Origin of the sequence: Chlamydophila parapsittaci (assembly GCF_006385615.1) — a bacterium.
Lineage (GTDB): Bacteria > Chlamydiota > Chlamydiia > Chlamydiales > Chlamydiaceae > Chlamydia > Chlamydia psittaci.
Genome location: NZ_CP041038.1, coordinates 465,865 through 489,277, shown reverse-complemented (window position 1 = coordinate 489,277; position 23,413 = coordinate 465,865). Strand labels below are relative to the sequence as shown.

Genomic DNA, 23,413 nt, shown 5'->3' with positions numbered 1-23,413 from the left:
CTATTTCAGCAAGCGCAAAGCATTAAGCCCTACAACAATGGTGCTCCCCTCATGGAGAATCACTGCTAACCATAAGGGAATGATCCCCAAAGATGCTGGCCAAGAAACAAGAAGAATAATAGCCAGGGCTAATCCCAAGTTTTGGGTAACGATCCTTCGTGTTTGCTTAGATTTCCTGATAATCCATGGTAGTAGGGAAATCGCATCATGAAGGAGAACTATATCAGCAGCTTCTATGGCGGTCGCACTTCCTGCTTCTCCCATAGCGACACCTACTGTTGCTTGTGCAAGAGCAGGAGCGTCATTGATCCCATCCCCAACCATGAGAATATGACGTTGCTTCGCAAGTTCACGTACTTTTTCTAATTTGTCATCGGGAGATAAATCTGCAAATACTTCAGAGATCCCCAAAATCTTAGCAGTATTTTCTGCACTAATTTGATGGTCTCCTGTCAACATGCTAATAGTATACCCTTCGTCTCGAAGCTCCTTGACAATTTTCCCGGCATCAGGACGTGGTGTGTCTTTAAAATAAAAGAGAGCATAACAACCTTGCAAATAAGCAAGAGAGCATATTTCTCCGCGTTGTCGTGCAGTGTGTATACGCTCTTCTAATTCTTGAACGTAATCTTGGGGAATTTTTTGTAATGCGGTATCGACTCTCCCTACGAATGCTTCCTTACCTGCAAAAAGTCCCCGTACACCTTGTCCTGGAATCATACAGTATTCTTCTGCAGGACGTGAGGAAACATTATTTTTTATGAGATAGGAAACAATCGCTTGAGCTATAGGATGCATGGAAGATTGTTCTAAAGCTAAAATAGAAGGGAAGAAATCAGGATTTTCCTCACCGAAAGTATCACAACCTATGCAGGTAAGTTCTCCCGTTGTGAGCGTCCCTGTTTTATCCATAACAATAGAATTACAGGAAGCTAAACGGTCTAAAACGACACCACCTTTAAGAAGAACACCATGTTTTGCACAAGCATTTACAGCACTGAGATAGGCAATAGGAATAGCGATAATTAATGCGCAGGGAGATGCCGCTATGAGAAACGCTAAAGCACGATAAAACGCACTATTAGGCCCTAAGAAAGGAATCGAGGTAAATAAAGGGACTAAAACAGCTATAGAGGTAGAGATAGCAAAAATTGTCAACGCATACACCGAAGAATACTTGTCTAGACGTTGTTGTAAACGTGGTTTCGATTTCTGCGCTTGAATAACTAAATTGATAATATGAGAAATGGTTGAGTCCGCACCCGTTTTCAAAACCTTAAGATCAAAACTTCCCTCGAGATTATGTGCCCCCGCAGGAACTATAGAGCCGACCTGACAAGATTTAGGGATTTTTTCCCCAGTAAGATGCATAAGATTGATCGAGGAAGATCCGTGAATGATTTCTCCATCTAAAGGAACAATCTCGCCACTTTTCACTCGAATGATTTTCCCAACTTCTACATGATTTACCGGAATTTTCTCTAAGTTCCCATCTTCCCGAACTACCCAAGCTATTGTAGGAGCTAGATGTTTCAAAGATGCTAATGTTCCCTTTGCTTTCCCGGATACCATTTGCCCTAAAGCTTCAGAAATAGCAAATAAAACAAGAAGTAAAGATCCTTCTAAAGCTCCACCAATGAAAATAGATCCGAAAGCTGCTGACGTCATTAAGATGTCAATATTTACCGTCTTATTACGAATATCATCTAAAGACTTTATTAACGCTGGAGTTCCTGCAAGAAAGAAGGTAAAAACGACAAACAAATTGGAAATGTCTATAACGTGAAACCAATAGAACACTAATGCACATAAATACGTTCCTAAGGAAACACACGCCGATTTTAAAGATAAATTACGACTAAGTAACCGGCTCTTTTTAGATAACATCGGACTATTGTCCTCGGTCATCCCCGACTCAAAAAAATTATTTAGATTTTCTGGTGAAAATGGAGAAGAGAATAGTTGTGAAAACATTATGATACCTAGGATCTATAAAAATTTTACACAAGTGCAAACAATACTTATCGAGGTAATGAAAATACCTAAAACCCATACAACTTCTGTAATCATATGATTACCTAATATTTTTGCTTTAGTAGCAGAGAGTGCTGTAATGAGGATGCCAGATAGTACGGCGGCTACTGTATAACTAGAACAGAGAATTAAGGGTAGGAAGAGAATTATGCCTAGAAGGCCTCCTAGCATACGTGTCCCGCCCTGTTTTAAAGGATGAGGGAAATTCTCCATAGAGATGTGAAGCTCTTCGCGAATCATCGTATCAAGAAGAAGAGTAGAGTCCGAGCAAACATAATCTACCATTTCTTCAAGGAGAGGAGACTTAAATCCTTGATTTTTAAAGATCACACTTAACTCTAGGCGTTCTTGTTCGGGATGGTTTTCGATTTCTTCTTTTTCTTGTAACATAAACCGATGAGAAAGCTCCATGTAAGACCAGGCTTTTTTTGCTTTCAAACATCCACGATAAAAAATCCATCCTAGTCCTAACGAAAACAGAATCTCGGCTTGTGTCGCTTGAGAAATAGGAAGAAGGAACGCCAGAGTTCTAATGAAAAATAAAAAGACTCCTGTGGATAGAGCATCACTTGCTAGGTGATAGAAAAAACCTTTTATTGTTCTATGAGGTTCGCCAAGGCAGACTCCATGCTGATCTCTAACAATTTTGATGTGTTCTTCAGGGGTTGCATTTTTGAAGTGAGCATAATCGGTATTCATTGACTTTATCCATCCGGTATACGGTTTAGATTGCCTTAGGTTTTTTTCATGTTTGCAATATAGATTCTACTCTTGTGGTAATAAGATTTCTTGATTCCCTAAGTAGGGGCGTAAAACTTCAGGAATAATCACAGAACCGTCTTCTTGTTGGTTATTTTCTAAAATAGCCACGAATAAACGTGGTGTCGCTAAACCAGAACCATTAAGGGTGTGGACAAAGTGCATTTTTCCGTGGTTATCCTTATAACGCGTTTCTGAACGACGGGATTGGAAATCAGTACATTGCGAAATAGAAGAAACTTCATAGTAAGACTGTTGCCCAGGTAGCCAAACCTCAGCATCTATAGTTTTTGATGCTGTGAAAGACATGTCTCCTGTGGAGAGCAAAGATAGCCGATAGGGGAGTTTTAATTCTGTAAGAATATCTTCAACAACAGAGAGCATTTTGTCATATGCCTGATCTGCTTGATCTGGGGTAGTAAAGGCAAACATCTCCACTTTATGGAATTGGTGTACACGAACGAGTCCTCGTTCATGCGCTCCTGCAGCACCCGCCTCTCTACGAAAACATGGCGTAAATGCCGCATAGTATATGGGGAGGTCCTTCTCACTAAAAATTTCTTGAGAATGGAAGCCGTTAAGAACAACCTCTGCTGTAGGAATAAGATATAGAGATTGATCTCCATCTTCTACCCGGTAATACTGACCATCGAATTTAGGAATTTGTCCTGAGCCAAAAAGGATGTCATGTTTTACGAGAAGAGGAGGTAACCATAACTGAAACCCGTGTTCTCTTTGCTTATTCAATAAATAGGTTAACAAGGCCCATTCTAAACATACTCCTTGGTTTTTATATGCAGGCCAACCTGATCCCGAAGTTTTCGCAGGAAGTTTAAAATCTAAAATTTGTAATTTTTGGTTGAGCTCTACGTGATGTTTAGGAGTAAAAGAGAATGTAGGTAATGAACCTACTTGTTTAATTACCTGATTCCCCGTTTTGTCAGGGCATACAGGGACATCTTCATCAGGATAGTTCGGAAGACGTACGAGTAAGTCTTGTAAAGTCGATTCCTTTTGCTCAAGTAAGGGTTCAAGATTGGCTAGGTCTTGAGCAATTTTTTCCACGCTATCGATCAGAGAAGACGCATCCTCTCCTTGAGCTTTAGCTTTATGGATCTGATTTGACAAAAGTTTTCTTTGAGATTGTAATGCTTCTGTTTGTGTCTTGAGATTGCGGACTTCTTTATCTAAATCAAGAATAGGCTGAAGAGAAATAAGAGGATCTTTCTTACGAAGACGGGCTTCACATTCTTCAGGTGCCTTGCGTATTAATTTTATATCCAACATCCTTATGTCTCTTTAATTACCTTTTTCTCACAAAGACAAAGTATATGGAAGATTTTTCTGAGCAACAACTATTTTTTATGCGAAGAGCTATAGAATTAGGAGAAAAGGGAGCATTTTCTTCACAACCGAATCCCTGGGTGGGTTGTGTGATCGTAAAAAATGGTCGGATAATAGGAGAGGGATATCATGAGAAAGCAGGTCAGCCTCATGCGGAAGAAAAAGCAATACGCTCTGCTTCAGAATCCATTGAGGGTAGCGAAGTCTATGTAACTCTTGAACCGTGCTGCCACTATGGGAACACTCCTCCTTGCGTGAACTTATTAATCAAATATAAAGTTGCTGCAGTTTATGTTGCCTTATTAGATCCCGATTCTCGTGTCTCAGGTAGGGGAATAGCGAGTTTAAGAAAAGCGGGTATTTGTGTTTATGAAGGTTTAGGAAAAGAAGAAGCAGAGCGCTCTTTAAAGTCTTATCTATACCAACGTACACATGGGAAACCTTGGGTGGTAATTAAAAGTGCTGCGACTTTAGATGGTCAAGTTGCAGATAAAGACGGACAATCACAATGGATTACCTGCCCCGAAGCCCGCGCTGATGTTGGGAAACTCCGAGCCTGTTCTCAAGCTATTATTGTAGGTTCTAAAACTGTTTTAAAAGATAACCCCTTGTTAACAGCTAGAAAACCTTCCGGTGAACTCTATCCTTGTCAACCTTTGCGCGTGGTTGTGGATAGTAAAGGTGTGATCCCCCCAGAGGCAAATATCTTTCATAGTACCGGGAAATCCCTCTATGTCACGACCGCACAGTCTTCAAAAGATCATAGAAAAAAAATAGAAGACCTGGGCGTGGATCTCCTAGTTACAGAATCTAAAGATTCTAAAGTAAATTTACATGAATTAATGACATATTTATCTACTACACATACCTTGCAAGTTCTTGTTGAAGGCGGGGCAGTTTTACATACTTCGTTTTTGAAAGAACGTTTAGCAAATGCTCTTGTCCTTTACTTAGGACCTAAAATTTTAGGAGATCAACGCAAACCTATTTTTGGGGATCTAGGTTTATACCTGCATTCTTCTCAAAAAATTGTGCCTACATTTTCTGAAATTCTAGGAAATTCTTTAAAAACTTCTTGGGAAGTCATCGTATAGAGAAAACGGGGAAGAGATTGCAGTGAATAGGGATTTCCATTAGCATTCCTAGAGAGTAGGTGTCTGTAATTTGGAGGAACGTTGGTGATAAAATTCAATAATGATGCTCGTGCCTCTTGTTTTGTCCCTGTAGAAAAAGCTATTGCAGATATCGCTGAGGGTAAATTTGTTATTGTTGTTGATGAGACTTCAAGGGAGAATGAGGGAGATCTTATCATAGCGGGCGAGAAAATGACCGTTGAAAAAATGACTTTTCTCCTTAAATATACGACGGGAATTATCTGTGCTGCTTTAGATTCTGAGAGAGTAAAACAATTAGACCTCCCCCCTATGGTTAAAGATAACCGTTGTCGCTACCGTACGGCATTTACAGTTTCGGTAGATGCTGCTAAAGGCGTAACTACAGGCGTGTCTGCAGCAGATAGAACAAGAGTAGTTGAACTGCTATCTGACCCTAATAGTGTTCCTGAGGATTTTGTTCGTCCGGGGCATTTCTTTCCTTTAATGGCGACGCCGGGAGGCGTATTAAAACGAGCCGGTCATACAGAAGCTGCTTTAGATCTCATGCGTTTAGCCAATATGCAGGCTTGTGGGATCCTTTCGGAGCTTGTCAATGAAGACCACACGATGATGCGTCTTCCGCAAATTGTAGAATTTGCTATGAAGCATAAAATCTCGGTCATATCTACGTCTGATTTGGTAGCCTACCGAATGTTATCCGAAAGGCTCGTGGTTCCTATTTCTTCAGCTCGTCTTCCTACAGAATATGGGGATTTTAATATTCATGTTTACGAGTCCGTGCTTGATGGCATCCAACATATTGCTTTGGTGAAAGGTGATGTGCAAGGGAAGGAGAATGTACTTGTGCGAGTACATTCTGAATGCCTTACTGGTGATATCATGGGGTCCATACGTTGTGATTGTGGCCACCAATTGCGCTCTGCTATGGAATATATTGGATTAGAGGGTGAAGGTGTTATTGTTTATCTACGCGGACAAGAGGGACGTGGTATTGGATTAGGTCATAAAGTTCGAGCCTACGCTTTACAAGATCGTGGGTATGATACTGTCGATGCTAACTTAGAAATTGGCTTCCCTATAGATTCTAGAGAATATGGAATCGGGGCTCAGATTTTAGTTGATCTAGGATTGACAAAGATCAAATTGATTACCCATAATCCCCACAAATATTACGGCCTTCAGGGATATGGGTTAGAAATTGTTGATAGAATAGCTCTTCCCATCAATATCTCTGAAGAAAATGAATGTTACCTCCGCACAAAAAAAGAGCGTATGGGACATTGGATAGACTTTCCTTCTTATAAAGAAGAAGTGAACACAAGATAATTCTAGGATTATATGAAAACATTTAAAGGGATAGCCTCGGCAAAAGATATGCGCGTGGCTATCGTTGGCGCCTGTTTTAACGGGCCTATAGCTGATGCTTTGGTTTCTGGAGCAGCACAGACTTTTCTTGAGCTCGGTGGAGCAGAGGATATGCTCACCATAGTACGCGTTCCAGGGTCTTTTGAGATCCCTTGTACGTTGAAGAAACTCCTTACTTCAGGCATAGAGTATCACGCTATAGTCGCTTGTGGAGTGCTCATTAAGGGAGAAACTACTCATTACGATCACATAGCAGATCAAGTGTCAGCAAGAATTAGTGAGTTATCTGTAGAATATAATCTACCCATTACCTTTTCTGTTATCACAGCCCCTTGTGTAGATTCTGCATGGCAACGAGCGGGAATCAAAGGATCTCACTTAGGAGTATCTGGGATGAAGACAGCTCTAGAGATGGCGGATCTTTTTAAGAAGTTGTAAGTACATAGCGTTACGCTTTAAAGTGTAACGCTAACTGAACCATTCAAATGCACACGTACAGCAATATTTTCTGAGAAAATATCTAGACCCCCACAAGAAATTGTCGTTTCTGAGAAATCCAAAACAGTCGTTTGATCAAGCAATTGTTTTTTCAACATATCCTTCTGAACACGCAAGCTTTTCACGACTAAAGATAGCGCTGTCGAGTAAACCTGACGCAAGCGGCTTTCAGGGCTTGATGTTGCTGTTCCATGGTTTGCTTGTAGTAAACCGGTAATTAGATTTGGGAGACCGCGTATTTCTAGAGGAATGTGTTCCCCTTGTACTGTGTAAAAGCTATTGATCAAGGTTTCTGACTCATCAATAGGAAGATTTTTATAACTCCAGGTAAGAGCGCTAGTTTCTGCAGGAGAAAGTTCCATAAGTGTGGCTAAACGCACTAAAGTCATATCACTACGAGAAGACCCTTCAAAGCCTAAACGATTCGCCCTGTAAGTGAAATAACGAGAAAAAGCTTCTTCTACAGTTGCATGCTGCTGCAACATAGATAATAAAGGAGCAAAGTTATAGTAAAATTCTTGAGAGCAATTGTGCTCACCACAGATATCCAGAGAATATAGATATAAATCTAAAATTACCAACGGACGTTTTATCCTACCTACAGATAAAAGCTGAGGATTAGGGGCAGTTGTCAGGTTAAACAGAGAGTCGTAATCAGCTAAGCGACGTAATGCAACAAGAACTTCTTTTTGTTCTGGAGATAGACGTGAATACGAAGGACAGAGTTCTGGAAATGCTTGTAATACATGTAAAGCTTTTGCATAAAAAGCATCAACTCGGGTCTCTGAAAAGTAAGGTTTAAAGTTTGCTACAGCCTTTGCAGAACAACCCAGATGTTTTAAAACAATGGCTGTCTCCAAAATTTTTAGAGTATTATCAAAATGCTTCGGAGAATTTAAGAAATAAATCAGTTGCCTATGAGCAGTTTGGAATTGCTTAAAGGTAATACTATTTTCTGCAGGTTGTAATTGACAAAGCTGAGCATAGGATTGACGTGAACCCTGGATTAACAGGTGTAGGTAAATCAAACTACGTATAGCAATATCAAAAGCTGGGATCTTCTTATCAAATAAAGATAAGGAATAGGTCGTTTTCGATGTCGTCGCTATGTTTGCCGCAGCCGAGGGCTCTGTCAGCCAAAGTAATTCTGGGTATTGGCGCAGCTTGTGTTCAATCCATGAATCGGATCCTATTTTTCCTTTACCAGAAGATAAGTTTGTTTGGAGCGTCACCGATGAAGCCGGAGCTCCAACAGACATGTAAGGAAAACTTAAAAGACAAGCTACTAAACAGGCGCAGCTTCGAATTATAAGGATTTTTAACATAAGATCCCCTGGCGTCTAATTGTTTTGTTAATTTCCCTTAATAAAGGGCACTAACTAAATGCCACATGTTGATAACAAAATGGCCAATAACAAATCAACCCGAGAAACTCAAGAATCAATTCCCTGAAGGAGCAGAGAATACAGGTTCTTATGATGTTAAAGATCTTAATATTAAAAAATAAATAACTAAAAGCCGCCTATTTTAATGTATTTATGATATAATGTTATAAATTTTAATTTAAAAATTAACTAAAGCAATGAAAAAATACATCTATAAGTACAGTTTTGGCGGTTTGATATTGCTCTTGAGTTTGAGTAGTTGCTGCTTGAACCCTTATGGATCTAAGCAGCGCGTAAAAAACTCGAGGGACATAAATAACGAATCTGTTATACTCACGAGAAGTGAAAAGAAGCCGTCCCGTCGTTCGCGAAGATTATTTGCTCGACGTAGTCAATCTAAGAAGGATACGCAGAAAGTGCAAGCTAACTTTAAGAAATACGAAGATCAGTTATCGGATCAAGACAAAAGAGATATCTCTTTCGTTGTTTCTGCTGCTGCTGAAAAATCTTCTATATCGTTAGCTATGTCTCAGAGTGAGATTAAGAGCGCTTTAAACCGCATCAGAGAACTTCACCCTCTAGCTTTAATGAAGCTTCTAGCTGAAAACCCTTCATTAATTGAAGGTATGAAGAAAATGCAAGGTCGCGATTGGATTTGGAATATGTTTATGTCCGAATTAAGTGACGTATTTTCTCAAGCTGCTTCTCAGGGTGTTATTACTGAAGAAGATATCTCTGCTTTTGCCTCCACCTTAGGATTAGATTCCGGGACCGTTGCCTCAATAGTGCAAGGGGAAAGGTGGCCTGAGCTTGTAGATATTGTGATATCTCAACCTTCTTAAGCTCTCTACAACGAAGCTTCCTTTCCCCTAAGCCAGGAGAGGAAGCTACAAGCTAATTTGCTGTGATCTTCCGTTAAAAGAACACTATTAGCAATAAAGAGAGAGACAAATGTTACATTTCCTAGAACAATTAAATAATTTCTGCATTTCCTTTTGTGTGTTCCCCACGATTCTATTTCTTGGTGGATTATTAACATGGAAATTACGGGGCTTGCAATTTACTGGGTTAAAGCTTGGCTTTAATCTAATGTTGAAAAATAAACAGGAAAATCTGTCTACTGAAAATGGTACAGTGTCTCGTTACGAAGCTGTAGCTGGTATTCTTGCTGGGAATTTTGGTACTGGAAATATCGCCGGCATGGCTGTTGCTATTGCTTGTGGAGGGCCTGGAGCTTTAGTCTGGATCTGGGTAGCCGCTCTTTTAGGTGCCATTGTTCAATACTCAGGGTCCTTTTTAGGCGTCAAATATCGTAAATTGTGTAGACAATCCGGCAAGTTTATCGGTGGACCCACGGGATGCCTCGCCTATGGCTTGGGAAGTAAATTCCTCGCCGGTCTTTTTTGTATATTCACAATTATTACAGCATTCTCTGCAGGAAATTTTGCACAAATTAATTGCATAGTCCCTCTTTGTGTTGAGAGTGTGCCTTTGAAATTTCTTGTAGGAATTCTTCTTGCATTAACAATTGTCCCCGTACTCATAGGGGGAAATAGCCGTATTTTAAGATTCTCAGCCCGCGTGATTCCTTTTATAGCAGGTTTTTACGCCATTTCTTGTCTGATTATTCTTATACAGCATAGTTCGATGATCATTCCCGCGCTAAAACTTATCGTTTCGTCTTCTTTAGGAATAAAAGCAACAGTTGCAGGCTTGGGAGGCTATACAGTCACGCAAGTTATCTCAACTGGAATGAGTCGTGCGATTATGGCTACGGATTGTGGTAGTGGTATGGTGTCTATTCTACAATCCGATTCTCAGAGCAAGAATCCAGTGATTGATGGTCTGGTTACGCTTTTACCCCCCGTCATCGTTATGATAGTTTGCTCTATCACTACACTTGTTCTTATTGTTTCTGGTGCGTATATCTCGGGACAAGAGGGGACGCTGATGGTGTTAAACGCCTTTAAATCAAGCTTAGGTTCTATTGGAGGGCTTGTTGTCATTCTCGCCATGGCCTTGTTTGGTTATACGACGGTCCTGACTTGGTTTGCTTGCGCAGAAAAAAGTTTAGAATATATGATCCCAGGAAAACGAGCCAATTCCTGGTTAAAGATCCTGTTTATCGCGGTTATACCTTTCGGAGGCATAGTAGATATGCGATTGATCTGGAGCCTTTCTGACACAGGGTTTGCGGGTATGGTGATTCTAAATTCTATAGCCTTGGTAGCTTTGTTTAAGGATGTGTTGTCCACACATCGAGAAGTTGCCTTACTTAGACTGGAGGAAGATGCTCAACCCACTGTTTTGCAAAATCTAGATATCTAACTGGAGACGAATTATGCAATTACTCTCACCGGCATTTGATTACGGGAAAGCAATTCCAAAAAAATATACATGTCAAGGCGCTGGGATCTCACCACCCCTAATATTTAAAGATGTTCCTAAAGAAGCAAAAAGTATTGCGTTGATTATGGAAGATCCCGATGTGCCCAAAAATTTACGAGAAGATGGTCTATGGATTCATTGGATAGTATATAACCTCTCTCCAATGATAACCGAACTAGCAGAAGGCGCAAATATTTACGCTGTTCAAGGATTGAATACTTCAGGAAAAGCTTGCTATGAAGGACCCTGCCCACCAGATAGACAGCATCGGTATTATCTCTCCAGCTATGCTCTAGATACCATTTTACCTGCAGAGGAAAATGTGACCAAAGATCAGCTTCTTGAAGTCATGGAAGGTCATATTATAGATACCGCGGAGCTCATGGGAACATACGACAAGAGTTAACCACCTACTCTTCTTCGGGAATAAACTCTTCACGTTTTTTCCTATGCTTCCAATATAGCGGGCCATAGTGGTAACATAACTCTTCGCCCGCTTCAATTGCTTGAATCGTTCTAATAATCACATGAAATAGTCCATCCTGGAATACCCCGATGGCCTCTACGTTAGGCTTGTCACTATGATTAATAAAACGAGTGAAATTTCCTTGATGTCCACTATCGATAGTAAAATAACGCCATAGCCATAAGGATAAGGGATAACGAAAACAGTAGTCGTTCTCATCCAACCAAATAGCCTGACGGCGACGTAATATCCCTGTATACTCTCCAATATATGTCCACGCAGGGATCCTCTCTCGAGCAAAGACTCCGTAACCAATATAGGAATTGATCCAACAAATGGCTATAGGAGGCATAGGAGGCATGGTTAAGTCTTGCTTGTGAAGCTGTCCTAGCCATTTTGCTAAGGGAGATATACACTGTTTTTTCTTAGCCTTGTGACAGAGCTTACGGACTTGTTCTTCTACTTTCCAATCTGCAAAAGTAAGAAAGGGAAGAAATTTGAAATTCAGTAACTGCGAAGCTCTATCCATACTATAGCAAGTGCTCTTTTCCCAGTTATGATCTAGAGAAATGTATAGAGTCTGGTGTGAAGTATGTTCTAATTTCATGCGGTTATTAAAGAGCTAAAGTAAATAGGATCAGTCACTTCATGACTTTCTACAACGACAGGAGCAATAGAAGTAATATTTTCTATAGCAGAAGATACCGTAGATAGCGCGAGTTCAGGTGTATTAGATTCACTAGAGAGGTGAGCAAGGTAGATTTTTTTTATTTTGGGAGTGAGAACTTTTTGTAATAATTCCGCACACTCATGATTTGATAGATGGCCAAGCTTACTAAGAACACGTTTTTTATAAATGTCGGGGCGAGAAGATTGTCGGACAAGTTCAGGATCATGGTTGGCTTCTATAAGTAGATAATCACAGTCGTAAAGTTCATGAATAATCCATGAAGTTCCCCAACCTAAGTCTGTACAAAAACCTAATTTCTCATCACGGTAATGAAAGATAAATCCTACAGGATCTACAGCATCATGAGGAACATTAAATGTTTGGATTTTTAAATCATGGAAAGAAAATGTTGTCCCTGTAGAAAAAATCTTAAACGTCGGATGAACATCTAATAATTGACAAAGGTTACGTGCCGTTTCAAGATTGCAAATAACCGGAGTGTTATAAGTCTTTATAAAACTTTTAATTCCAGAAATATGATCAGAATGCTCGTGAGATACAAAAATAGCCTGAATATCTTCAGGATGCACGTTCATCGATAGGAGTTCACGTGTCACAAGTTGCTTGCTAATACCTAAATCTATCAGAATTTTAGAGGATTCCGTTCCTAAATAGGCACAGTTCCCCTTCGAACCTGAGGCTAAAGGGAAAAAACCTTCCATAAACTCATCCTTCTTGAGGAGGTATTTGTATTAAGATTTGACGAGGTTTGGCACCTTCAGAAGGACCTATAATTCGCGCGTCTTCAAGCTGGTCTATTAAACTTGCCGCTCTAGCATAACCAATTTTAAGTTTTCTTTGTAAGAAAGTCGTAGAGGCATTGCCTGTTTGAAGAATTAATGTTTTTGCTTGATTATATAAAGGATCTCTATCTGTTACATCATCCCCACCGCAGTCTTCATAAGTATCAAATGAAGGAATAACGTATTTTGTAGGGAAACGAGAACACAGATCTTTAATCACCTTGTTGATATCTTCATCACAAATGTAAGCTCCTTGAGCACGCACAGCTCCAAAAGAAGAAGGAGAAACGACTAACATATCCCCATTCCCCATCAGGTTTTCAGCACCTGGTTCATCTATGATGATTTGACTATTTACCTTGTTAGCAACTTTAAATGCTATGCGTGAAGGGAAGTTCGCTTTAATTAACCCAGTAATAACATCGCGAGAAGGCCTTTGTGTAGCGAGGATTAAATGAATCCCAACGGCTCTTGCCATCTGGGCTAAGCGAATAATAGGTGTTTCTATATCTTGAGAAGAAGAAAGTAAAAGATCAGATAGCTCGTCTATGATCCCTACAAGGAAAGGCATTTTTTCTGGTATTTCTTTATCAAAAGAAGACTCTATCTCGATATTGCGTTGACGAGAATTAAAAGCTTGAATGTTACGAAGGCCTAAGAATCTTAAAATTTCGTAACGAAGTTCCATTTCTTTAACAAGCCAAACTAAAGCACTATGCGCATCTCGTGATTCTGTAATTACAGGAGTTAACATATGAGGAAGCTGTGAATACCCAGTAAGCTCTACTTTTTTGGGATCAACAATCACAAGTTTGATATCGGAAGGTAGTGTTGTCATGATAAGAGACATGACGATTGTATTGATACAAACAGATTTCCCAGACCCGGTGGTTCCTGCAATAATCAAGTGGGGCATTGTGGCCAAGTCTGCCCAGAAATTATCACCATTAGCTTTTTTCCCAAGTAAAAGAGGAACCTGTAATTTATGATTTTGTTTTTGGTAATCTTCCAATAAATCACGGAAGTTTACTGGCTGAGGATAGGGATTAGGAATTTCAATACCAACAGCAGCCTTCCCAGGAATCGGAGCAATAATACGAATACTCGAGGCTTGTAAGTTCAACGCAATGTCATTTTCTAATGCCTTAATTTTTTGAACTTTTACACCGGTATGAGGTTGTACTTCAAATGCAGCTAATGTAGGTCCAAAACAAATATTGCCAATATCAGCTTCTATTCCAAAACTTTCTAAAGTTTGCTGTAAGATCACACCCTTTTTTTGTAATTCTTCACGCAAGGATTCAGGTTTAGAATTATCACTCTTACTTAATAGATGATACTGAGGTAACTCAGAATTGCCCTCGCCAAATGTAGATAGGTTTAAAGGAAGTTTTTCTACTTTATTAACCGATGGAGATCGGGTTTGAGGTAGTACATTAATCTTTGAATTTTTCTGCACCGTATTTTGTGGTTTGAGGAACGGAGATACAATGCGTTTTTCAGGATGTGGAGCTAAAAAAAGAGTCGCTTTTTCTGAAGCTTGAGACGGTATTTGTACATCATCTAATAAATCCCGTTTCTCTATAGGTAAGGAGACAATGGGAGTTGGTGGTTTCTTTGCACTGTTTCTCACTATAGGAGAAGAGGGAACTTTAATCGATGGCTTAGGAAGATAATTTTGTTTGTTAGTTAGTCTTTTTAAAATGCTTTTGCAAATGTTCCAGCAGGCTTGAAATTTGTTTTTGAGAAATTTTTGCAGGATTTTTTTTTTAATTAAAACTATCCCACCACAAAGATAAAAAATAGAAAAACACAGTATGAATGAAAAGATTAGGCACGTCCCGACAGAACCTATCAAATGTTTTAAGCAGAAGGATTGCCCCGTATACAGAATGTAAAAAGGAATACCTCCTAAATAGGAAACAGGAGGATTGATTCCTAAAACGAACTTAGGAAGACGTGTATCTAAAACATGCGGCAATGTCTGAATAGGAGACAACATGGATAACAAAACAGAAGAACATACAGGAAGCGCAGCAAATGCTAATGCTTTACGATGTAAGATTTTAGACGGTGTTTTTCTCATGTTCAGGAAAGACAACCATAAAAAATATGGAGGGATAAGAAAAGATGCAGCTCCAAAGCAGTACAAAAGAAAAGAACTTAAAGACCAGCCCAACAATCCTATCCAGTTTTGTGTACAAGGCTGGGTATTATGAAAACTCCATAGACTCAGACCTGAAAAACAAGCCAAAAATAGATAAGCGCTCGCCCTAACCGCAAAAGGTATCGAAGGGAATAGGACTGATTTAGATTTCTGACGCTCTCTTACCATGATAGACACAAGGTGTTTAGTAGAGTGAGAATTTATTCTAATACTTGGTTATATCAAGAATGGCAAAAGAAACAAAGAAGATAAAGAAGGGCGAACGACGGGGTTTGAACCCGCGACCTTCGGAACCACAATCCGACGCTCTAACCAACTGAGCTACGTTCGCCATAAGCTATGAAAGCTAAAGAGAAATATTATCTCGACGATAATATTTATCCAAGACAAAAAGCCTGTGAATGCAAACATAATGCAATCGTTAAAGTTCATTGTACTCATTGATACGGTTTTTCTCATAAGTTTCCTAGTCGCATAGGCCAAAGAAACTTCCCTAATATTAGAAATAACAGCACTTCGTCTTTTTAGCCGTTCGCGAACACCTCATGCACATTTCTCAAATTTAAATTTCACTCTAAACATCGCAATACTTCCATTAAGGAAGGAGATTCCAACTGTTTTACCCAATATTTAGAAGAGAAGGTTGCTCAGGTACGTCTAAGAAACCAGCGCGTTTAATTAAGGGATGAAGATGTAAAGATCTACCATACTCGAATCAAAAAAAATTATAATAAAATGCGTTCAAACAGGATTCAGGATTGTATTAGTGGTAAATAGAATTTCAATAGGCTTGTGTAAGCACAGCAACAGGTAGCATTCGAACATAAAAAACGAAAAAAATGAAAAAAAACGAAATGTATTTTTCTGGCTCTGAGCATGTTGTGGAGCCTAAAATTCAATTAAGAAAAATCGCGGTGAGAAAAAAAGAACACCAAAATATGTTGCATAAATAAATGCCGTTTATATAAGATATTGATTTCTTCTTCACCGCGATAAGCGAAAGAGGAAAGAGTCCACACTTCGATGTGGGCGTGCAAAATGAGAGATCGACATCGTCGAACTTCTCTTCTTAACAATGCAAATGAGATAGAATGCAAGCCAGTAAAAAAATGCTTGTTCGGATTTTAAAAATCCGTTAATTTTTAAATTTATTTTTTCTGAGAATTTGATCTTGGTTCAGATTGAACGCTGGCGGCGTGGATGAGGCATGCAAGTCGAACGGAATAATGACTTCGGTTATTATTTAGTGGCGGAAGGGTTAGTAATACATAGATAATCTGTCCTCAACTTGGGAATAACGGTTGGAAACGACCGCTAATACCGAATGTGGTATGTTTAGGCATCTAAAACATATTAAAGAAGGGGATCTTCGGACCTTTCGGTTGAGGGAGAGTCTATGGGATATCAGCTTGTTGGTGGGGTAATGGCCTACCAAGGCTTTGACGTCTAGGCGGATTGAGAGATTGACCGCCAACACTGGGACTGAGACACTGCCCAGACTTCTACGGAAGGCTGCAGTCGAGAATCTTTCGCAATGGACGAAAGTCTGACGAAGCGACGCCGCGTGTGTGATGAAGGCTCTAGGGTTGTAAAGCACTTTCGCTTGGGAATAAGAGAGATTGGCTAATATCCAATCGATTTGAGCGTACCAGGTAAAGAAGCACCGGCTAACTCCGTGCCAGCAGCTGCGGTAATACGGAGGGTGCTAGCGTTAATCGGATTTATTGGGCGTAAAGGGCGTGTAGGCGGAAAGGAAAGTTAGATGTTAAATCTTGGGGCTCAACCCCAAGCCAGCATCTAATACTATCTTTCTAGAGGGTGGATGGAGAAAAGGGAATTCCACGTGTAGCGGTGAAATGCGTAGATATGTGGAAGAACACCAGTGGCGAAGGCGCTTTTCTAATTTACACCTGACGCTAAGGCGCGAAAGCAAGGGGAGCAAACAGGATTAGATACCCTGGTAGTCCTTGCCGTAAACGATGCATACTTGATGTGGATAGTCTCAACCCTATCCGTGTCGTAGCTAACGCGTTAAGTATGCCGCCTGAGGAGTACACTCGCAAGGGTGAAACTCAAAAGAATTGACGGGGGCCCGCACAAGCAGTGGAGCATGTGGTTTAATTCGATGCAACGCGAAGAACCTTACCTGGGCTTGACATGTATTTGACCGCGGCAGAAATGTCGTTTTCCGCAAGGACAGATACACAGGTGCTGCATGGCTGTCGTCAGCTCGTGCCGTGAGGTGTTGGGTTAAGTCCCGCAACGAGCGCAACCCTTATCGTTAGTTGCCAGCACTTAGGGTGGGAACTCTAACGAGACTGCCTGGGTTAACCAGGAGGAAGGCGAGGATGACGTCAAGTCAGCATGGCCCTTATGCCCAGGGCTACACACGTGCTACAATGGCCAGTACAGAAGGTAGCAATATCGTGAGATGGAGCAAATCCTCAAAGCTGGCCCCAGTTCGGATTGTAGTCTGCAACTCGACTACATGAAGTCGGAATTGCTAGTAATGGCGTGTCAGCTATAACGCCGTGAATACGTTCCCGGGCCTTGTACACACCGCCCGTCACATCATGGGAGTTGGTTTTGCCTTAAGTCGTTGACTCAACCTGCAAAGGAGAGAGGCGCCCAAGGTGAGGCTGATGACTGGGATGAAGTCGTAACAAGGTAGCCCTACCGGAAGGTGGGGCTGGATCACCTCCTTTTAAGGATAAGGATAACTGTCTTAGGACGGTTTGACTAGGTTGGGCAAGCGTTTTTTTAATCTTGTATTCTATTTCTTTTGCATTGTTAAGCGTTGTTTCCAAAACATTTAGTTTACGATCAAGTATGTTATGTAAATAATATGGTAACAAGTAAATTCACATATAATAATAGACGTTTAAGAATATATGTCTTTAGGTGAAGTTAACTTGCATGGATCAATAATTTACAGACCAAGTTATTAAGAGCTATTGGTGGATGCCTTGGCATTGACAGGCGATGAAGGATGCGTTTACCTGCAGTAATCTTCGGCGAGCTGGTATAAAGCTATGACCCGGAGGTCTCCGAATGGGGCAACCCGGTAGATTAATCATCTACCATTATACGTTGAATACATAGACGTATAAGGCGACACCTGCTGAACTGAAACATCTTAGTAAGCAGAGGAAAATAAATCAAAGAGATTCCCTGAGTAGCGGCGAGCGAAAGGGGAGAAGACCAAACCACATTTTTAATGTGGGGTTGTAGGGTCGATAACATGGGATCTTAAGTTTTAGTTGAATACTTCTGGAAAGTAGAACGATACAGGGTGATAGTCCCGTAGACGAAAAAACAAGAGACTCTATTCGATACCTGAGTAGGGCTAGACACGTGAAACCTAGTCTGAATCTGGGGAGACCACTCTCCAAGTCTAAATACTAGTCAATGACCTATAGTGAACCAGTACTGTGAAGGAAAGGTGAAAAGAACCCTTGTTAAGGGAGTGAAATAGAACCTGAAACCAGTAGCTTATAAGCGGTCGAAGACCTATAACTTCTTAGGAAGTCATGGTTGACGGCGTGCCTTTTGCATGATGAGCCAGGGAGTTAAGTTAAACGGCGAGGTTAAGGGATCTACATTCCGGAGCCGAAGCGAAAGCGAGTTTTAAAAGAGCGTTTAGTCGTTTGATTTAGACACGAAACCAAGTGAGCTATTTATGACCAGGTTGAAGCATGGGTAAGACCTTGTGGAGGACCGAACCAGTACATGTTGAAAAATGTTTGGATGAGTTGTGAATAGGGGTGAAAGGCCAATCAAACTTGGAGATATCTTGTTCTCTCCGAAATAACTTTAGGGTTAGCCTCGGATATTAAGCTTTTGGGGGTAGAGCACTGAATTCTAGCGGGGGCCTACCGGCTTACCAACGGAAATCAAACTCCGAATACCAAAAGCGAGTCCGGGAGATAGACAGCGGGGGCTAAGCTTCGTTGTCGAGAGGGGAACAGCCCAGACCGCCGATTAAGGTCCCAAATTTTATGCTAAGTGAGTAAGGAAGTGATGATTCTAAGACAGTTGGAATGTTGGCTTAGAGGCAGCAATCATTTAAAGAGTGCGTAACAGCTCACCAATCGAGAATCATTGCGCCAATAATAATCGGGGCTCAAGCATAAAACCGAAATCGCGGGTGTATATTTATATATACGCGGTAGGAGAGCGTAGTATTCAGCAGTGAAGGTATACCGTAAGGAGTGCTGGAGCGGATACTAGTGAAGATCCATGGCATAAGTAACGATAAAGGAAGTGAAAATCTTCCTCGCCGTAAGCACAAGGTTTCCAGGGTCAAGCTCGTCTTCCCTGGGTTAGTCGGCCCCTAAGTCGAGGCACAAATGCGTAGACGATGGAGCAACAGGTTAAATATTCCTGTACCACCTAAAACTTTAGCAATGGAATGACGGAGTACGTTAAGCACGCGGACGATTGGAAATGTCCGTATCACAATGAGACCGGTTAGTAGGCAAATCCGCTAACATAAGGTTAGGTTGTGGTTAAGGGAAATCTTCGGAGGAACTGATAGTGTGGCGCAAGGCTTTCAAGAAATAATTTCTAGCTGTTGATGGTGACCGTACCTAAACCGACACAGGTGTGCGAGATGAGTATTCTAAGGCGCGCGAGATAACTTTCGTTAAGGAACTCGGCAAATTATCCCCGTAACTTCGGAAGAAGGGGAGCCTCTTAGGGTGATTGCCTTTACGGCATGAGCTCCGGGGGGCCGCAGAGAAATGGCCCAGGCGACTGTTTAACAAAAACACAGCACTATGCAAACCTCTAAGGGGAAGTATATGGTGTGACGCCTGCCCAATGCCAAAAGGTTAAAGGGATATGTCAGCCGCAAGGCAAAGCATTGAACCCAAGCCCTGGTGAATGGCCGCCGTAACTATAACGGTGCTAAGGTAGCGAAATTCCTTGTCGGGTAAGTTCCGACCTGCACGAATGGTGTAACGATCTGGGCACTGTCTCAACGAAAGACTCGGTGAAATTGTAGTAGCAGTGAAGATGCTGTTTACCCGCAAAAGGACGAAAAGACCCCGTGAACCTTTACTGTACTTTGGTATTGATTCTTGATTTGTTATGTGTAGCATAGCCAGGAGACTGAGAACACTCTTCGTCAGGAGAGTGGGAGTCATCGTTGAAATACTGGTCTTAACAAGTTGGGAATCTAACATAATTCCATGAATCTGGAATATGGACATTGCCAGACGGGCAGTTTTACTGGGGCGGTATCCTCCTAAAAAGTAACGGAGGAGCCCAAAGCTTATTTCATCGTGGTTGGCAATCACGAGTAGAGCGTAAAGGTATAAAATAGGTTGACTGCAAGACCTACAAGTCAAGCAGAGACGAAAGTCGGGCTTAGTGATCCGGCGGTGGAAAGTGGAATCGCCGTCGCTTAACGGATAAAAGGTACTCCGGGGATAACAGGCTGATCGCCACCAAGAGTTCATATCGACGTGGCGGTTTGGCACCTCGATGTCGGCTCATCGCATCCTGGGGCTGGAGAAGGTCCCAAGGGTTTGGCTGTTCGCCAATTAAAGCGGTACGCGAGCTGGGTTCAAAACGTCGTGAGACAGTTTGGTCTCTATCCTTTGTGGGCGCAGGATACTTGAAAGGAGCTGTTCCTAGTACGAGAGGACCGGAATGGACGAACCAATGGTGTGTCGGTTGTTTTGCCAAAAGCATAGCCGAGTAGCTACGTTCGGAAAGGATAAGCATTGAAAGCATCTAAATGCCAAGCCTCCCTTAAGATAAGGTATCCCTATGAGACTCCATATAGACTATGTGGTTGATAGGTTGGGTGTGTACGCACAGTAATGTGTTTAGCTAACCAATACTAATAAGTCCATTGACTTGGTTTTTATCATATAAAAAGCTCAATAGGCTTTTTTGTTGAAATAAATCGATCAATGTAAGTTGATACTAAAGACTCTCTTAAGCGTCTATTAGTATACGTGAATGTTACGTTACAAGAATTTGCTTGGTGATAATGGAAAAAGGGACACACCTGATACCATTCCGAACTCAGAAGTTAAGCCTTTTATCGCCGATGGTACTATACACAAGAGTATGGGAGAGTAGGTCGTCGCCAAGCTTTCAGTTATTTTTTGACTCGTAAACTGAGTTTTTATAAGGAGAATAGAAATATTCTCCTTTTTTTTTATTTAAATGCTTTGATTGAAAAATAATGTTTCCTTGTCTGACTGATTTCTGGTGAAATAATCAATTTCACTTTTCTGAGGTTATTGAATAAGAAGATCCAATCTATTTAGGTAAATGTATTCAGATACCCCGTTACAGGGTATTTTTAGTTTCTCTTAAGGAACTAGTTCCTAAAGATTATTATTCTTTCTTTTATTTAACGAACCTCAAATAAATTATATTCTCTACTTTGTTTTAGAGATGTTTGTAAGATTTTGTTTATTTTTATTTGACTAATTGTTTGTTGGATTTCAAAGGTTTTCCCGCCTTAATGAACTAAACGTCTGAAAACATGCTATTAATATCGTGTTTACCCCTATACATTCTGTTTATTCTGGTTACTTTGTACCAAGATCTGGTTATTCTGAAGAAAATCAAGAATCGAATGAGTCTCAAACATGTATCTTGAGAATCTCACAACCTACTATAGTTACCCCCCCCCCCCCGAAACGCATACCTTACCTCTTGTAGGCTCTTTAGAAGGCAGTCCTTCAGTATCAGAAGGTACTCAAGGAGATAGTGTTTACTCATTTATTCATGGGAACCGCGACGAACGATCCAGAAATACGCACCCTGTTCCTATTTTTCAAACGATATGTGAAAGTGGTGAATCCACGCCAGTCTCCACACCTTTAGTTGGAGTAGGGTATACCAACGGCAGCCAGTCAGGATACTATAGAGCCCAAAATGAAACTATACATCTTAGCCAGTTGTTGGGTGGAAGAGAGGTTATAGGTATCTATAATAGAGAAGGGATCGGATCTTCATTTTTCTTTAGAAGATCTCAACAAGGAATGACTCCTATTTGTGAAGCTATTCTAGACGTTTGGGATAGCTTTTTTGCTTCTCATCCTCCAGGGAGCACTTTTATTCATTATTTTTTTGGAAACGGTGCTAGATATGTTCAAGAGGCAATTCGAAATACAAAACATGCGGACAACATTGTTTTAGTTGGCATTTGTCCTTCAGACTACGTAGAACATACTAGATCTTTTTATTATCGTGTTTGGGGAGATGTATTTTCGTGCTTAGACTACCGAGGATTTCTACGATCTAGAGTCGTAACACTGCCTTATTCTTCAGGAAGTTTAGGAATTACTTGGATCCATTTTACTGATCCTGCCTTTAATAATGCTATTGTGGCTACATTTATGCAAATAGCAGGAGTGAGTGCTGTTTCTCAAAACTTAGTACAAGGGGATAGAGTTGAGATTACAGAAATATCGCCATTAGGTGGTTCAAATCCAAGTGATCAAGAGAGAAATAGTGGAATAATAGGACATAATATCCAAGGGGTGATTGTATCGCGTACTTCAAGCCCTAATGTATTCTCTAGAATACAAACTCTACTCGGTATGGCTGACACCGTTATTCAAGTTGAAGAGAGCGTATTACCTCCCGAAAGTTTGTTAGATCGACTTGGAGAAGTCGCTCTTAATATCCTGAGAATTTCAGATGCACTATCGATTTTTTGGCTTATTCCCATTGAGACAGAAGAAGACGGCTTGGTATTAGCCATCAGTACAGTATTTTTTGGTATGGATGGATTGTGTAGCTGCTTTTTAATGCTAACCAGCCCTCGCTCTAGAAGAGAAAGATATCGTAATGTGCGTATTTTATTTCTGTGCTACCGCGTGTTTTTCCCTCTTGGGAACCTATTAGATTTGCTCAATAATATCCGTATGGCATCGCGTGATACGATTACAGAGTGCGAATCCGCTTTATATGGTGTCATTACTCTCTTGGGATGGACGTTACTAGGTAGAGATATTTTAGAGTATGCTCTCCCAGGACTTCGAGATACATTATGCAGACGATGCTTAAGATGGTTTGGAGATAGTACGGAAGATCAACGGCACTTATCTAGTAGAATAACAAGGATAGGGCGTGAGAATGTTCATAGATACTATAGGATGACGAGTATCGTGAGCACAGCAGTATATGGTATTTTCTTTGCTCTTATAGGAGGGATGGCCACTTTTGGGGGTTTAGAAATCAGTGAATCTTGTCGGTATAATGAAACGTCAAACACAACAGACGAAATTATTCCAGATGATCACACGACTGTTTGGGAAGGATTTACTAACGGCCGAGCCTATGCGATTAGCCAAGCTACGCATATGGTGTTTAGCTTTCTCGCTACGATAATATACATTGCGTCTTTAGTCCGAATGCTGAGAACGCGTAATCGATAAAATCTTGAGAA

14 protein-coding genes, 1 tRNA gene and 3 rRNA genes are annotated in these 23,413 nt (G+C 40.8%); 10 read left to right on the top strand and 8 right to left on the bottom strand.

Features of this window, described 5'->3' with window-relative positions:
• The 3 genes from FI836_RS02100 to serS form a co-directional block, all read right to left on the bottom strand.
• A complete protein-coding gene (locus tag FI836_RS02100) occupies positions 1-1,974 on the bottom strand; it encodes a cation-translocating P-type ATPase (protein ID WP_006343557.1) in 1,974 nt (657 codons plus the stop codon).
• A gap of 15 nt (positions 1,975-1,989) precedes the next feature.
• Positions 1,990-2,733, bottom strand: a complete 744-nt coding sequence (locus tag FI836_RS02095) for a VIT1/CCC1 transporter family protein (protein WP_006343556.1) — start codon at positions 2,731-2,733, stop codon at positions 1,990-1,992.
• Positions 2,734-2,799: 66 nt separating this feature from the next.
• Positions 2,800-4,080 (bottom strand): serine--tRNA ligase, encoded by a 1,281-nt coding sequence (serS, locus tag FI836_RS02090; RefSeq protein WP_014944033.1) that lies wholly within the window; start codon positions 4,078-4,080, stop codon positions 2,800-2,802.
• A 44-nt stretch (positions 4,081-4,124) separates the two neighbouring features.
• Between serS and ribD the strand changes: the two genes are divergently transcribed.
• The 3 genes from ribD to ribH all read left to right on the top strand — a co-directional run bounded on the left by ribD (position 4,125) and on the right by ribH (position 7,055).
• The gene (gene ribD / locus FI836_RS02085) at positions 4,125-5,231 is read left to right on the top strand and encodes a bifunctional diaminohydroxyphosphoribosylaminopyrimidine deaminase/5-amino-6-(5-phosphoribosylamino)uracil reductase RibD (protein WP_014944032.1); all 1,107 of its coding nucleotides are present in this window, start codon (positions 4,125-4,127) and stop codon (positions 5,229-5,231) included.
• 84 nt (positions 5,232-5,315) lie between these two features.
• Positions 5,316-6,578, top strand: a complete 1,263-nt coding sequence (locus FI836_RS02080; protein ID WP_006343553.1) for a bifunctional 3,4-dihydroxy-2-butanone-4-phosphate synthase/GTP cyclohydrolase II — start codon at positions 5,316-5,318, stop codon at positions 6,576-6,578.
• Positions 6,579-6,590: 12 nt separating this feature from the next.
• Positions 6,591-7,055 (top strand): 6,7-dimethyl-8-ribityllumazine synthase, encoded by a 465-nt coding sequence (gene ribH / locus FI836_RS02075; RefSeq protein ID WP_006343552.1) that lies wholly within the window; start codon positions 6,591-6,593, stop codon positions 7,053-7,055.
• A 17-nt stretch (positions 7,056-7,072) separates the two neighbouring features.
• On the opposite strand, the gene FI836_RS02070 is transcribed toward ribH, so the two are convergent.
• Complete coding sequence (locus FI836_RS02070) at positions 7,073-8,440, bottom strand: hypothetical protein (protein ID WP_014944617.1); 1,368 nt, start codon at positions 8,438-8,440, stop codon at positions 7,073-7,075.
• A 257-nt stretch (positions 8,441-8,697) separates the two neighbouring features.
• On the opposite strand from FI836_RS02070, the gene FI836_RS02065 reads away from it, so the two are divergent.
• The 3 genes from FI836_RS02065 (at position 8,698) to FI836_RS02055 (ending at position 11,294) form a co-directional block, all read left to right on the top strand.
• Positions 8,698-9,342, top strand: a complete 645-nt coding sequence (locus tag FI836_RS02065; protein WP_015065814.1) for a hypothetical protein — start codon at positions 8,698-8,700, stop codon at positions 9,340-9,342.
• 109 nt (positions 9,343-9,451) lie between these two features.
• Entirely contained in the window at positions 9,452-10,828 is a 1,377-nt protein-coding gene (locus FI836_RS02060) for an alanine/glycine:cation symporter family protein (RefSeq protein WP_014944029.1), read from the top strand.
• Between the two features lie 13 nt (positions 10,829-10,841).
• On the top strand, positions 10,842-11,294 hold the full coding sequence (locus FI836_RS02055; protein WP_006343547.1) for a YbhB/YbcL family Raf kinase inhibitor-like protein: 453 nt from the start codon (positions 10,842-10,844) through the stop codon (positions 11,292-11,294).
• 4 nt (positions 11,295-11,298) lie between these two features.
• Here the strand turns inward: FI836_RS02055 and FI836_RS02050 are convergent, their stop codons facing one another.
• From FI836_RS02050 to FI836_RS02035, 4 genes are all read right to left on the bottom strand, one after another.
• On the bottom strand, positions 11,299-11,961 hold the full coding sequence (locus FI836_RS02050) for an SET domain-containing protein (RefSeq protein WP_013462747.1): 663 nt from the start codon (positions 11,959-11,961) through the stop codon (positions 11,299-11,301).
• The gene (locus FI836_RS02045; RefSeq protein ID WP_006343545.1) at positions 11,958-12,746 is read right to left on the bottom strand and encodes an MBL fold metallo-hydrolase; all 789 of its coding nucleotides are present in this window, start codon (positions 12,744-12,746) and stop codon (positions 11,958-11,960) included. Before FI836_RS02045 ends, FI836_RS02050 begins: the two co-directional genes overlap by 4 nt.
• Before the next feature lie 4 nt (positions 12,747-12,750).
• Positions 12,751-15,162: an FtsK/SpoIIIE family DNA translocase gene (locus FI836_RS02040; protein ID WP_014518435.1), complete on the bottom strand. Its 2,412-nt coding sequence runs from the start codon at positions 15,160-15,162 to the stop codon at positions 12,751-12,753.
• An 89-nt stretch (positions 15,163-15,251) separates the two neighbouring features.
• Positions 15,252-15,325 (bottom strand) — tRNA-His (locus tag FI836_RS02035).
• Between the two features lie 822 nt (positions 15,326-16,147).
• Between FI836_RS02035 and FI836_RS02030 the strand changes: the two genes are divergently transcribed.
• The 4 genes from FI836_RS02030 (at position 16,148) to FI836_RS02015 (ending at position 23,402) form a co-directional block, all read left to right on the top strand.
• A 16S ribosomal RNA gene (locus tag FI836_RS02030) occupies positions 16,148-17,699 on the top strand.
• A 229-nt stretch (positions 17,700-17,928) separates the two neighbouring features.
• Positions 17,929-20,867, top strand: a 23S ribosomal RNA gene (locus FI836_RS02025).
• A 118-nt stretch (positions 20,868-20,985) separates the two neighbouring features.
• Positions 20,986-21,100, top strand: a 5S ribosomal RNA gene (gene rrf, locus FI836_RS02020).
• Together the 16S, 23S and 5S rRNA genes form the textbook arrangement of a ribosomal RNA operon.
• A 505-nt stretch (positions 21,101-21,605) precedes the next feature.
• Positions 21,606-23,402 carry a DUF687 domain-containing protein gene (locus FI836_RS02015; protein ID WP_014944027.1) on the top strand — a complete coding sequence of 599 codons (1,797 nt, stop codon included), beginning with the start codon at positions 21,606-21,608 and terminating at the stop codon, positions 23,400-23,402.
• Positions 23,403-23,413 lie beyond the last annotated feature (11 nt).